The sequence below is a fragment of the Streptomyces sp. NPDC091279 genome, assembly GCF_044757465.1.
GTDB lineage: Bacteria > Actinomycetota > Actinomycetes > Streptomycetales > Streptomycetaceae > Streptomyces.
The window spans coordinates 19633-32430 of sequence record NZ_JBIVVA010000022.1 but is presented as its reverse complement, the minus strand read 5'-3'; the positions used below and the strand labels follow the sequence as shown (position 1 = coordinate 32430).

The window sequence follows — 12798 nt, the reverse complement described above, 5'->3', positions numbered from 1 at the left end:
CTCGGGCCTACTCGGCCTGCGGGGGCAGCGCCGCCACGAAGGGGTGGTCGCGCTCGATCAGGCCCAGTTTGCTGGCGCCGCCGGGAGAACCCAGGTCGTCGAAGAACTCGACGTTCGCCTTGTAGTAGTCCTTCCACTCCTCGGGAGTGTCGTCCTCGTAGAAGATCGCCTCGACCGGGCACACCGGCTCACAGGCTCCGCAGTCGACGCATTCGTCCGGGTGGATGTACAAGGACCGCTGGCCCTCGTAGATGCAGTCGACCGGGCACTCCTCGATGCACGCCTTGTCCTTGACGTCGACACAAGGCTGCGCGATGACGTAGGTCACGCTGTCGTTCCTCCTCGATAGGGCGCTGGCGGGCCTCCGCAGGCTCCGCCGCCTGGCGCGCGGGAGCGCGGCGTCGTCGATGCCCACCTCTAGTATCTCCGTTCTTGGCCACGATCCGAACAGGAGGGGTGGACCTACCTGTGGAAATATCCGCTGCTGGGCGACTTGAGGTCCGCATCACAGCTGCTGACGTGGGAAAACGCGTCTCCGTCCGGCGCTTGAGCGATCCTGGTGTGACGCAGGAGATGTTCACCGACACGGTCGGTGTTCTCACATCATGGGACGACGGCGTGCTCCTGATCACACGGAAGAGCGGCGAGAGCGTCGCGGTGCCGGAATCCTCTCTGGTCGCCGGGAAAGTGGTACCGGCCGCTCCGGCCCGCCGCCGGGGACCCGCCGCGTCCTACGAGGAGCTCGCGCGCGTCTCCGCGCGCGCGTGGCGGCCGGTGGAGAGCGAGCGGCTCGGTGACTGGGAGCTGCGCGCCGCCTCCGGGTTCACCCGCCGCGCCAACTCGGTGCTGCCGCTGGGCGATCCCGGCCGCCCCCTCGACGACGCCCTGAGCGCCGTACGCGGGTGGTACGCGGCGCGCGGGCTGCCCGCGTACATCCAGACCGCGACCGGCGCCGAGGGCACGCAGGAGGGGCTGTGCGCGGAGCTGGAGCGGCGCGGGTGGGTGCGTGAGGTGAGCGCCGAGCTGTGGACCGGGGCGCTGGCGCCGGTCGCGGACCGGGCCGACGGGGCCGGGGTCGAGCTGTCCCGGACGGCCGACGAGCGGTGGCTCGCGCGCTATCAGCGCAAGGGCGTGAGCGACGTGGCGCTGAAGGTCCTGGGCAGCGGTCCCTCGGTGTGGTTCGCGACGGTGCCGGGCGAGGACGCGCCGGCCGCGATCGGCCGGTGCGTGGTGGACGGCCGGTGGGCGTCCTTCGCCGCCGTCGAGGTGGCTCCCGAACGGCGGCGGCAGGGCCTCGCGGGTGCCGTGCTGGCGGCGCTGGCCCAGCGGGCGCTGGCGGAGGGCGCGTCGGCGTCCTGGCTCCAGGTCGAGCTGGACAACACCGGGGCGCGGGCCCTGTACGCGGGCCTCGGGTTCGCCGCGCACCACGCCTACCACCACTACCGGGAGCCGGATTCCGAAGGCCCGGGACGGTCGTGAAGGGCCGCCCCGCGCCGGAGCGGTCCGCCGAGCTGCGGCAGCGGTTCGCCGAGGAGGCCCGCTGCGAACGGCCCGACCTCGCCGCCCTCTGCCTGCTGATCGGCGCGGTGGCGGACGGCGCTCTCGACGACGTCGGCATCGACGCCGCCCAGGTCGAACTGGACCGGCTGGCGGGGCAGTTGCCGTTCCGCCCGGGCGGTCCCGGCGCGTGGGCGCGGGCCGTGCGCCAACTCCTCGGCGAGCGGGAAGGGTTCGGCGGGTCGGCGGCCGACTACCGGCGCCTGGAGTCGTCCCTGCTGCACGAGGTGCTGCGGCGTCGGCGCGGGCTGCCCATCCTGCTGTCGGTGCTGTGGCTGGAGGTCGCCCGGCGGGCCGGGGCCCCGGTGTACGGGGTCGCGCTGCCGGGGCACTTCGTGGTCGGCTTCGGCCCGCACGAGGACCAGGTGCTGGCCGACCCGTTCGACGGTGGCCGGGTGCTGACCGGCGACGACGCGCGGACCCTGGTCGCCGGGGCCGCGGGGGCCCGCCTGGAGCCGTCGATGCTGCGTCCCGCCGAGCCCGTGGAGGTCGTCGCCCGCGTCCTGAACAACGTACGGGCGTGGGCCGGGACCCACCTCGAACGGTCCGATGTCGCCCTGTGGTCCCTGGAGTTGGGCCTGCTGCTGCCCTCGCATCCCGCCCGACTGCGCTACGAGCGGGCCCAGTTGCTGGTGCTGCGGGGCGATTACCCGGGCGGCGCGGGCGAGTTGGAGTCCTACGCGGACCTCCTGGAGGCGGTGGACGAACAGGCGGCGGAGCAGGTCCGCGGCGAGGCCAGACAGGCCCGTTCCCTCCTGAACTGAGGCCGCCACGGGCCCCGTTGCCCAGCCTCCTCTGTTCCCCGCTCCTCTGTTCCCCGCTGAACGTCCCACCCGGCGCCCGGAGTTGCCCCCGTCCCCCTACAACCAGCCCTTCTCCCGGGCGATGTTCACCGCCTCCGCCCTGTTGCGGACCGCCAGTTTCTGGATGGCCGTGGAGAGGTAGTTGCGGACCGTGCCCTGGGAGAGGTGGAGGGTCTGGGCGAGTTCGGCGTTGGTGGCGCCGTCCGCCGCCGTGCGCAGCACCTCGCGTTCGCGGTCGGTGAGCGGGTTGGCGCCCTCCGCCAGGGCCGCCGCCGCGAGGGTCGGGTCGATGACGCGCTCGCCGGCGAGGACTTTCCGTACGGCGGCGGCGAGTTGGGCGGCCGGGGCGTCCTTGACGAGGAACGCGTCGGCGCCCGCCTCCATCGCGCTGCGCAGATAGCCGGGGCGCCCGAAGGTGGTCAGCACGACCAGCTTCACGCCGGGCAGCTCGCGGTGCACCTGCCCGGCGGCCTCGATGCCGGTGCAGCCGGGCATCTCGATGTCGAGGAGGGCCACGTCGACGGCGTGCGCGCGGGCCGCGTCCAGCACCTCGTCGCCGCGCGCCACCTGGGCGACGACCTCGATGTCGTCCTCAAGGCCGAGGAGGGCGGCGAGCGCCTCGCGGACCATCGACTGGTCCTCGGCGAGGAGGACCTTGATCGTGCGGCTCATGCGCCGGAGTCTACGGGCGCCGGGCGGTCCGCGGGGACCCGGGCGACCAGCCGGAAGCCGCCTCGGACGCGGCCCGCCTCCAGGGTGCCGCCGGCCTTCTCCAGGCGTTCGGTGAGGCCGGTGAGGCCGTTGCCCGGCTCCTCGGCGCCGCCGCCCGCGACGCCCGGGGGCGCGACGCCGGTGCCGTCGTCGGCGGCCGAGCCGTCGTCCTCGACGGAGAGTTCGGCGACGGGTCCCGCCAGGGTCTGGCGGCGCAGCAGCTCGACGGTGCAGCGCCGGGCGCCGCTGTGCCGGACGACGTTGGTGACGGCCTCGCGCAGCGCCCACGCGAGGGCCGACTCGCTCTCCTCGCCGACGCCGGTGAGGTCGGGCTCGACGGGGACGTCGGCGGCGATGCCCGCGGCGGTCAGGGCGACCTGGGTGCCGGCGAGTTCGGTGGCGAGGCGGGCCCGCCGGTAGCCGGTGACGGCCTCCCGGACGTCGACCAGGGCCTGTCGGCTGACCTGTTCGATGTCGGCGACCTGCTGGGCGGCGCGGTCGGGGTGGTCGGGGAGCATACGTCCGGCCAGTTCGCTCTTCAGGGTGATGAGGGAGAGCGAGTGGCCGAGCAGGTCGTGCAGGTCGCGGGCCATCCGCAACCGTTCCTCGTTGGCGGCGAGTTGGGCGACGGTGGCGCGGGCCCTGCGCAGCGCGACCGTCGTGTGGATGAGCTGGCGGACGCCGGTCATCGAGTAGCCGACGAGCAGCACCACCAGGAAGAGCCCCCAGGCGGTCTCCTCGCCGACCCGCCAGCCGACCAGCAGCAGCGCGGCGGTGTTGAGGGGGATGGTCCAGTAGGCGAGCCGGAGCGGGAACGTGATCCCGCAGCAGACCGAGACGTAGACGAACAGGCCGAGCCAGGCCTCGCCGAAGGTGAGGCTGAGGGCGACGGTGAGCACCTCCAGGGCCGCGACCATGGCGTACACGGCGGCCGGGGAGAGCGGTCGGCTCATGTTGCGGAAGACGAGCGCCAGATAGATCCCGGTGAAGGCGGCGAGGCCCGTCCAGCCGGCCGCCCCGACCGGGGTGGCGTGCCCGCCGTGGAGCAGGTCGGCGACCGGCGAGGTGAGGAAGACCAGCCAGGGCGCCACCCACACCAGCTTGCGCAGCGCCTCGCCCCGGGTGCGGGGCGGTTCCCCGATCCGCACCAGGCGGTGGGCCCGGGCCTCCTCGTCGGCCCGCAGGCCGTCCGTCATGGCGTTCACGCCGTCAGCGTGTCCTTCCGGTACAGCCAGGCCGCTCCGCCCGCGAAGAGGAGGAAGAAGACGGCGAGGTTGGCGATGTCCTGGACCTGCGGGGCCTGGCTCTGCTCGATGGCCCGCCCGATCGCAGCGTACGCGTGCGTGGGCAGCCATTTGGCGATCTCCTGGAGCCAGTGCGGGAACGTCGTCGTCGGCATCCACAGGCCGCCCAGCATGGACAGGCCGAAGTAGGTGATCATCGTGATCGGGCGGACCGCGTCCCCGCTGGCCAGGTAGCCGATGGCAACGCCGAGCGCGGCGAAGACGAGGCTGCCGGCCCAGATCGCGCCGGTGAGCGCGAGCCACTGCCAGGCGTCCAGGCGGACGTCCTTCACGGCGGCCGCGACGACGAAGACGACCACGATGGACGGCAGACTCACCACGGCCGCGCCGGCCGTCTTGGCGAAGACGTAACCGCGCCCCGGCAGCGAGGTCAGCCGCAACTGCCGTACCCAGCCGCTCTCCCGCTCCTTGGCGATGCGCTCGCTGTTGCCCATCAGGACGGCGGTAAGGGCACCGAAGGACGCCATGGACACCATCATGTACGTCGGCAACGTCAACCCGGTGCCGTCGACCTTGGTGGTGGGGTCGGCGTTGCCCGCGATCAGCAGGAACAGCGCCGAGGGGTAGATCACCGAGAAGAACAGGAACTTCCGGTTGCGCAGGGCGCGCGAGAGTTCAAGTTTGATCAGACTGTTCATGACTGCTTGGCCTCCTCGGCCGCGGTGATGGCGACGAACGCCTGTTCCAGGCCGAGCCCGGCCACTTCGAGGTTGCGCGGGTAGACGCCGAGGCCGTACAGCGCGTGAACGGTGGCGTCGGCGTCGGAGGACTGGATGCGCACGGTGTGGCCGCTGACGTCGACCGAGGTCAGGAAGGGCAGCGCGCGGATCGCGGCCTCGTCGACGGGTGCGTCGAGGTCGAAGGAGACGCGGCGGGCACCGGCCTTGGCCTTGATCTCGGCGGCGGTGCCGTCGGCGAGCAGCCGGCCCCGGTGCAGCACCAGGACGCGGTCGGCGATCGCGTCGGCCTCCTCCAGGTAGTGCGTGGCGAACAGCACCGTGCGGCCCCGGTCGGCCTGTTCACGCATGGTGGCCCAGAAGGCCTGGCGGGCGGTGACGTCCATGCCGGTGGTCGGCTCGTCGAGGACGATGAGGTCGCTGTCGCCCGCGGTGGCGAGGGCGAAGCGGACGCGCTGGGCCTGGCCGCCGGAGAGCTTGTCGACCTTGCGGTCGGCGATCTTGCTGATCCCGGCCCGGGTGAGGACGTCGGCGACCTTGAAGGGCCTCGGGTGCAGATCGCAGGCGAGGCGGACCAGTTCGGCGACGGTGACCTCGTCCATCAGGCCGCCGCTCTGGAGCATCGCGCCGACCCGCCCGGCGACGATCGCCTCGCGCGGCCCGGTCCCGAACACCTGGACCCGCCCGGCGTCGGGCTGCCGGAGCCCGAGCAGCAGATCGAGGGTGGTCGACTTGCCCGCGCCGTTGGGCCCCAGGAGGGCCACGGTCTCCCCTGGACGCAGGGTGAGCGTCAGGCCGTCGACGGCCCGGACGTCCCCGTACACCTTGCTCACCGCTTCGAACCCGACCACCGGGGTGGTGGTCCGCACCGCTGTCGTTGTCATGCGGTCCATGCTGTCCGCCGGGGGTGGTGCGGCGGCAGTGTCGGGCGTCCGGGGTGCCGCATGACATCTGTCATGCGGCACCGGTGACGTGCCGGGTCAGCTCGGGTCGGTCTCGATGACCGCGTTCCGGTCGCTCGTGCTGAGCAGGGCCTGGCGGGCGGCCGCGTACACGTCCTGGGGCGTGACGGCGGTCTTCTGGCCGGTGCCCCGGGTGATCAGCACGCCGTCGAACGCCTTGCCGTACAGCTCCTTGAGCGCGTCCAGGTCGGGGCTGTCGACGAGCTTGCCGTTGACGGCCTTGACCTTGAGGAACTTCCACAGGGAGTTCTGCGGGCTGAACGCCACGGAGTGCGCGGCGTCCGTCTGCACGACGATGTTGGCGGACATCGCCGGGGTCGCGAAGGCCTTCATCTCGCGGTCGACCTCGGCCTTGGACACCGTGGGTTCCCGGGTCGTCGTCGCAACCGTGACCGATCCGGTCGTGCCGGTCTCCACCTGGGCGCGGTAGGCGTCCTCGACGGCCTGGCGCGACTTCTCCGCGTCGATGCCCTTGCCCGCCTTGCCGTAGACGGCGACGGCCTTGCCGGACGTGAACCGGATCGTGCCCTCGGTCATCGAGCCGGAGCCGCCCGCGGCGGACTGGAGGGCCGCCGTCAGTTTCTCCTCGTCGATGGGCATGACCGGGGTGACCGCGCGGCCCTTGCCGAAGAGCGAGCCGATCACCGAGACCGGGTTGTAGTCGCTCTGGGCGGCCGAGGCGACGGTGGCCTGGAGGTCGAACTGCAAGCCCGCCTGGTCCGGGGTGAGCGAGACCGTCTTGCCCTCGACGGCCAGCTTCAGCGGCTTGTCGACGCGCTCGCCGAACGCCGCGTCGAGCTTCTTGACGGCGTCGTCGCGGGTGCCGCCGCCGATGTCGAGGCCGAGCACGGTGGTGCCCTTGGGCACGTCGGTGTGGTTCATCAGCAGCCCGGCGCCGTAGACGCCGCCCGCGATCACGAAGACGCCGACGCCGAGCAGCACCAGCTTGCTGCGGCCCTTCTTCTTCGCCTTGGGCGCCGACGCCGCCGGTGCCGAGACCGGCTCGGGCAGCTTCGGGGGCGTGTGCGGCAACGGCCCGTCGGTCCCGGCGCCCGGCGCGAACGGCGCGTTCGGGCCCGGCGGCACGATCGGGATGCCGCTGGTGACGGTGTGTCCGGAGACGTGGTCCTGGCGGGTGCCGTAGCCCGGGGTGCCCGGCTCGGGGGCCGGCTTCTGCGGGGTGAGGATCGCGGTGTCGTCGCTCAGGCCGCCGCCGGGGCCGCGTCCCTTACGGGTGGCCCCGCGGGTGCCGCCTGCGCCGGGTGCGCCCGCCGGACCGCCGGGAGGCGCCGTCAGCGGGCTGCTGCCGGTGACGGGACCGCCGGTCGGTCCGCTCGGGCCGTTCGCGCCCGGGGTGCCGAAGCCGCCGGGGGGGCCGGTGTAGCCCTCGGGCCGGTCGGCGTCGGAGAAGTACGGCAGCTCGGCGCGGCGGGGCTCACCGGCGGCGGGGTTGCCGGGTCCGGCGGCCGGGTCGCTGAAGTCGTACGAGCCGGTCCCCGAACCGGGTCCGCCCGCAACGCCGTTGCCGATGGGGGTGTTGCCCGTCGTCTCATTGCCGAGCGGGCCGGTCGACGGGTCGCTGAAGTCGTACGGGCTGACGCCGGAACCCGGGCCGCCCGCAACGCCGTTACCGATCGGGGTGTTGCCGGTGGTCTCGTTCCCGAGCGGGCCGGTCGACGGGTCGGTGTAGTCGTACGGGCTGATCCCCGAACCCGGGGCGCCCGCAACGCCGTTACCGATGGGGGTGTTGCCGGTGGTCTCGTTCCCGAGCGGGCCGGTCGACGGGTCGGTGTAGTCGTACGGGCTGATCCCCGAACCAGGGGCGCCCGCAACGCCGTTGCCGATCGGGGTGTTGCCCGTCGTCTCGTTGCCGAGCGGGCCGGTCGACGGGTCGGTGTAGTCGTACGGGCTGGTGCTGGAACCGGGGGTGCCGGTAGCGCCGTTGGGCTGCGGGGAGTTGGCGGGTCGGTCGGTGCCGGTGCCCTTCGGGCGGGGGCCGTTCGGGGCGGCCGCGAGGGCCTCGGTGACGTCGAAGGAGCCGGTGCCGCCGCCGTGGCCGGGGGCGACGGGGCCGCCGGTCGCACCGCCGGGGAGCCCGGCGCCGTGGGTGGAGCCCGGGGTCACGGGGGCGGTGGGGCGGGTGGTCGCGGGGGCGCTCATCGTGCCGACCACGCGGCCGGGGTTGGCCGGGCGGGGGGCCGAAGGGCCGGGCACGCCCGCGCCGTTGGTGGCGCCGGAGGCCGGACCGCCCTTGGGCGCACCGGCCTTGCGGGGGGCGAACCAGTCGCTCGTCTTCTCCCCGGCCGGCGGGGCGGGTTCGGCGGGCGGCTCCACGGGCGCGGGCGCCGGGGCCGGGTGTTCGCCGGTCTCCTCGGCGGGCGACCCGTCCGCGACGGGCGTGCGCATGACGACCGGCGGGATGGGCCGCGACCCCGGGATGTTGATTCTGATCCGGGTGGTCAGCGTGGTCTCGGTCTTGCGCTCCTCCGGCTGCGCGCCCGAACGGCCCGCGTCGCTACCGGCGTCGGAAGCCAGGGGCGTCCCGTAGGGCGGCGTGCCCGACGGGTACGCGGTCGCACCGCGCCCGTCGGGGCCGGAGGACGGAGTGTCAGTTTCACGACTCAAGGCAGGTTCTCCCGGTTGGCTCCGCCGCCCCACACGACCTCACGCGGGCAGCTCGGCGGCGCGCACCACCATACTGGCCACTTCTGGCGCGTATCCCACGACCGCCGGGGAAACCCACACCGGACTCGCACGGCGGCGTTACGGCGAAGCAGTACGTCACTTCCCAAGTCGGGCGTCGGCCCCGGCTGGTTGCCGCCCGAAACCAAGGGTGGCGCAGATCACAGCGACGGCCATCCCGCCGAGGAGGAAGAGATAGGAACTCCCTCCCGCGGCGAACAGGAAGTCACCCTCCGGACGGGTGGAGGTCAGCAGCACGACGACGACGAGCCAGCCGACGGCGGGCGCGACCGCCCCGGCCCGCCCCCCGGTGACTCTGGCCCCGCCGCGCAGCAGCCCGGCCTCACCGGCCAGCGCGAGCAGCAGCCCGCCCGGGAAGAGACCGCCCTGCACCAGCGCCCCGGCGACCCCGACGGCCGCGCCGAGCACGAAGAGGCCCACGTAGGCCGCCGCACGCCCCGCTGAGGGCGCCCTGAGCGGCTGGGCGAGCATCGAACCCTGGTCGCCGCTCATCGCGCCTCCTGGGCGCCGATACCGGCGAACAGGTCGCTCTCCCGGCCGCCGGGGGCCCGCTCACCGCGCGCCAACTCGTAGTACTCGGTGGTGAACAGGGGTTGCGCCAGCGCGTTCGACAGGGCGAAGTACGCGCCGGTGACCTCCAGTTGGGTGGCGTGCGCCGTCATGGCCGCCGCCTTGGCAGCGGCATGGGCGGCGCCGTCGATCTCGGTGGTGATCACGTCGTCGTCGACCACGCCCGGAACGTCGCCGAGGGGGGCGGCCGCGGCGTAGGGGAGGTCGGGCAGCTCCTCGCGCAGGCGCGCGAAGGCGGCCTCGACGACGGAGCGCGGGGCGCGGTTCCAGTACACCTTGGGCACGTCCCAGCCCGCGTCGGCGGCCAGTTGGACGGCGCGCATGGTGACGCGGTGGGCCTGGATGTGGTCGGGGTGGCCGTAGCCGCCGTCGGGGTCGTAGGTGACGACGACCTGGGGGCGGACGTCGAGGATCACCTCGGTGAGACGGGTCGCCGCCTCGTCGACGTCGGCCTGCCAGAAGCAGTCCGGGTCGTCGTTGTCGGCGAGTCCCATCATCCCGGAGTCGCTGTAGCGGCCCGCGCCGCCGAGCTGACGGAAGTCGTCGACACCGAGGGTGCCCATGGCCGCCGTCAGCTCGCCCAGCCGGTACGCGCCGAGCGCGGCCCCGGCCAGGTGACGCAGCTCGGGCGGGATGACCTCGCCGCGCTCGCCGAGGGTGCAGGTGACCAGCGTCACCTGGGCACCCTCGGACCTGTACCTGGCCATGGTCGCGCCGTTGTTGATCGACTCGTCGTCCGGGTGCGCGTGCACCAGGAGCAGACGCCGGGCGGGCTGTTCCGTCATGCGTCCCACCCTACGAGGCGGCACCGACAGTGCGGCGCAGCCCCGGTCAGAACTTGATGCCGCCGATCATGCCAGCGATGTTCGAGGTCAGGTTGCTGATCGTGGGCGCGATGGTGGAAGAGGCGAGATAGAACCCCAGCAGCATGCAGACAACCGCATGCCCGGTTTTCAGTCCTGACTTCTTGACCAGCAGGAAGACGACGATCGCCAGCAGCACCACCGCCGAAATCGAGAGTGCCACGGCGGCTCACCTCCAAAGGTCCCAGAAAAACTCGTGGGGTCGGACTTGAGGGGGTCGAACTAGGCCCAACTAGGTTGAACCAGGCGGAACTAGGTCGAACTGTGGGGCAGATAAATCCATACAACAGGCAGCAGGTTCCTACCCACTACGCGGTAGTGATCATAACTATCCACACGCGCGCATCGATCGGCGCACGGCCGCACAAGGGGGCGCATGGCCAATATGGTCGGCCCATGACGACGAGGCCCGACTCCTTCCCCCGCCTGCACGCCAGGACCCAGCGCTTCAGCCTGGGCGCGCCGCGCGCGTTCACGGTCGCCCCGGACGGCTCCCGGGTGCTGTTCCTGCGCTCCGACTCCGGTACGGACAGGGCGAATTCGCTCCGCGCGCTCGATCTCGCGGATGGCACGGAACGCGTCCTCGCCGACCCGCGCGCGCTGCTCGGCGGCGCTGACGAGAACCTCTCGCGGGAGGAACGCGCGCGACGCGAACGCAGCCGTGAGGGCGGCGCCGGCATCGTCGGCTACGCGACCGACGCGGCCGTCCAGTTGGCCTCTTTCGCCTTGTCAGGGCGGCTGTTCACGGCCGTGACGGAGACTGGCGCGACCCGTGAACTCCCGTCCACGGGGCCGGTGATCGACCCGCGCCCCTCCCCCGACGGACGGTGGATCGCGTACGTCGGGCAGGGCGCGCTGCGGGTGGTGGGCGCCGACGGCGAGGGCGAACGGGCCCTGATCCGGCCGGAGTCGGAGGCGGTCACCTATGGGCTCGCGGAGTTCATCGCGGCCGAGGAGATGCAGCGCACGCGAGGCTTCTGGTGGGCCCCGGAATCCGACCGGCTGCTGGTCGCGCGGGTGGACGACACCCCGGTGCGGCGCTGGTGGATCTCCGACCCGGCGCATCCGGACCGCGAGCCGCAGCGGGTCGCCTATCCGGCGGCCGGTACCGACAACGCCGACGTCCGGCTCTTCGTGATCGGCCTCGACGGGGCCCGTACGGAGGTCGTCTGGGACTGGGCGCGCTACCCGTATCTGGCGCATGTGCACTGGTCGGACGCGGGTGTGCCGCTCCTTCTCGTACAGGCGCGCGACCAGCGTGAGCAGCTGTGTCTGGCCGTCGACCCGACCACCGGGGCGACGCGTCTGGTGCACGCCGACGAAGATCCAGTTTGGCTTGATCTTTTCCCTGGGGTGCCCTGCTGGAGCCCCTCGGGACAGCTGGTCCGGATCGCCGACGAGGGCGGCGCGCGGGTCCTGGCGGTCGGTGAACGTCCGCTGACCGGGCCCCAGTTGCACATCCGCGCGGTGCTGTCCGTGTCGGCGGACGACGTGCTGGTCACGGCGTCGGCGGGCGAGGCGGCGGCCGATCCGGAGATCGGTGAGGTGCATGTCTACCGGGTCAACGAGCTGGGCGTGGAGCGCGTCTCCCAGACCCCCGGCGTGCACAGCGCGGTGCGCGCCGGGGGCGTGACCGTCCTGGTCTCCGCAGGCCTCGACCGCCCCGGCAGCCGGGCACGGGTCCTGCGCGACGACCGGGCGGCCGGGGACGGCAAGCCGGGCAGGCCCGGTAAGCCTGGTAATCCTGGTAAGGGTGACCAGGGGAGCACGGCGGGCGCGGGGCTCAAGGAACCGGGGCTCAAGGAACCGGGGCTCACCGAGGTCGCCGTTGTCCGGTCGGTCGCGGAAGATCCCGGTCTGTCCCCGCGCGTGACGCTCACACAGGGGGGCGCACGCCGAATCCCGTGCGCCGTGCTTATGCCACGGGACTACCAGGGCGGCACTCCCCTGCCGGTGCTCATGGACCCGTACGGCGGCCCGCACGGCCAGCGGGTGGCCGCCGCGCACAACGCCCACCTCACCTCGCAGTGGTTCGCCGACCAGGGGTTCGCGGTGGTCGTCGCCGACGGCCGGGGCACTCCGGGCCGCTCCCCCGCCTGGGAGAAGGCGGTCCGTGACGAGTTGGCCGCGGTGGTCCTCAAGGACCAGGTGGACGCGCTCCAGGCGCTGGCCGGCGACTTCCCGCTCGACCTCTCCAAGGTCGCGATCCGGGGCTGGTCGTTCGGCGGCTACCTGGCCGCCCTCGCCGTGCTGCGCCGCCCCGACGTCTTCCACGCGGCGGTGGTCGGCGCCCCGGTGACCGACCTGCGCCTCTACGACACCCACTACCAGGAGCGTTACCTCGGCCTGCCGGACCAGCAGCCCGACGTCTACCGGCGCAACTCCCTGATCGACGACGCGGGCCTGGTCGACGCCGTCGCCCCGCACCGCCCGATGATGGTCATCCACGGCCTCGCCGACGACAACGTGGTGGTCGCCCACTCCCTGCGGCTCTCCTCGGCGCTGCTCGCCGCCGGGCGCCCGCACGAGGTGCTGCCGCTGTCCGGCGTGACCCACATGACCCCGCAGGAGGAGGTCGCCGAGAACCTGCTCATGCTCCAGCTGGACTTCCTTCGGCGCTCCCTGGCATAGCCGCACAAAACCGCACG

12 protein-coding genes are annotated in these 12798 nt (G+C 73.0%); 3 read left to right on the top strand and 9 right to left on the bottom strand.

The annotated features are described in order from the left end of the window. Positions 1 to 7: 7 nt before the first annotated feature. Positions 8 to 328, bottom strand: a complete 321-nt coding sequence (gene fdxA, locus ACIQOU_RS35740) for a ferredoxin (protein ID WP_079659886.1) — start codon at positions 326 to 328, stop codon at positions 8 to 10. 140 nt (positions 329 to 468) lie between these two features. Here fdxA and ACIQOU_RS35735 point away from each other — a divergent pair, with 140 nt between their 5' ends. Further along, positions 469 to 1479: a GNAT family N-acetyltransferase gene (locus ACIQOU_RS35735; RefSeq protein WP_401544525.1), complete on the top strand. Its 1011-nt coding sequence runs from the start codon at positions 469 to 471 to the stop codon at positions 1477 to 1479. After that, the gene (locus ACIQOU_RS35730) at positions 1476 to 2321 is read left to right on the top strand and encodes a transglutaminase-like domain-containing protein (protein WP_401544407.1); all 846 of its coding nucleotides are present in this window, start codon (positions 1476 to 1478) and stop codon (positions 2319 to 2321) included. Before ACIQOU_RS35735 ends, ACIQOU_RS35730 begins: the two co-directional genes overlap by 4 nt. A 96-nt stretch (positions 2322 to 2417) precedes the next feature. On the opposite strand, the gene ACIQOU_RS35725 is transcribed toward ACIQOU_RS35730, so the two are convergent. From ACIQOU_RS35725 to ACIQOU_RS35690, 8 genes are all read right to left on the bottom strand, one after another. Further along, on the bottom strand, positions 2418 to 3032 hold the full coding sequence (locus ACIQOU_RS35725; RefSeq protein WP_401544404.1) for a DNA-binding response regulator: 615 nt from the start codon (positions 3030 to 3032) through the stop codon (positions 2418 to 2420). Continuing rightward, the gene (locus ACIQOU_RS35720; RefSeq protein WP_401544522.1) at positions 3029 to 4267 is read right to left on the bottom strand and encodes a histidine kinase; all 1239 of its coding nucleotides are present in this window, start codon (positions 4265 to 4267) and stop codon (positions 3029 to 3031) included. The genes ACIQOU_RS35725 and ACIQOU_RS35720 overlap by 4 nt, the downstream gene beginning before the upstream one ends. Before the next feature lie 5 nt (positions 4268 to 4272). Next, positions 4273 to 5013, bottom strand: a complete 741-nt coding sequence (locus tag ACIQOU_RS35715; RefSeq protein WP_401544402.1) for an ABC transporter permease — start codon at positions 5011 to 5013, stop codon at positions 4273 to 4275. Beyond that, complete coding sequence (locus ACIQOU_RS35710) at positions 5010 to 5936, bottom strand: ABC transporter ATP-binding protein (RefSeq protein WP_401544399.1); 927 nt, start codon at positions 5934 to 5936, stop codon at positions 5010 to 5012. The genes ACIQOU_RS35715 and ACIQOU_RS35710 overlap by 4 nt, the downstream gene beginning before the upstream one ends. 96 nt (positions 5937 to 6032) lie before the next feature. Continuing rightward, positions 6033 to 8639, bottom strand: a complete 2607-nt coding sequence (locus ACIQOU_RS35705; protein WP_401544396.1) for a hypothetical protein — start codon at positions 8637 to 8639, stop codon at positions 6033 to 6035. Between the two features lie 156 nt (positions 8640 to 8795). Beyond that, positions 8796 to 9209 (bottom strand): DUF6113 family protein, encoded by a 414-nt coding sequence (locus ACIQOU_RS35700; protein WP_401544393.1) that lies wholly within the window; start codon positions 9207 to 9209, stop codon positions 8796 to 8798. Further along, on the bottom strand, positions 9206 to 10072 hold the full coding sequence (mshB, locus tag ACIQOU_RS35695) for an N-acetyl-1-D-myo-inositol-2-amino-2-deoxy-alpha-D-glucopyranoside deacetylase (RefSeq protein ID WP_401544390.1): 867 nt from the start codon (positions 10070 to 10072) through the stop codon (positions 9206 to 9208). The genes ACIQOU_RS35700 and mshB overlap by 4 nt, the downstream gene beginning before the upstream one ends. 46 nt (positions 10073 to 10118) lie before the next feature. Then, positions 10119 to 10313, bottom strand: a complete 195-nt coding sequence (locus ACIQOU_RS35690) for a hypothetical protein (RefSeq protein ID WP_401544387.1) — start codon at positions 10311 to 10313, stop codon at positions 10119 to 10121. A 233-nt stretch (positions 10314 to 10546) separates the two neighbouring features. Here ACIQOU_RS35690 and ACIQOU_RS35685 point away from each other — a divergent pair, with 233 nt between their 5' ends. After that, on the top strand, positions 10547 to 12781 hold the full coding sequence (locus ACIQOU_RS35685; RefSeq protein WP_401544385.1) for a prolyl oligopeptidase family serine peptidase: 2235 nt from the start codon (positions 10547 to 10549) through the stop codon (positions 12779 to 12781). Positions 12782 to 12798: the final 17 nt, after the last annotated feature.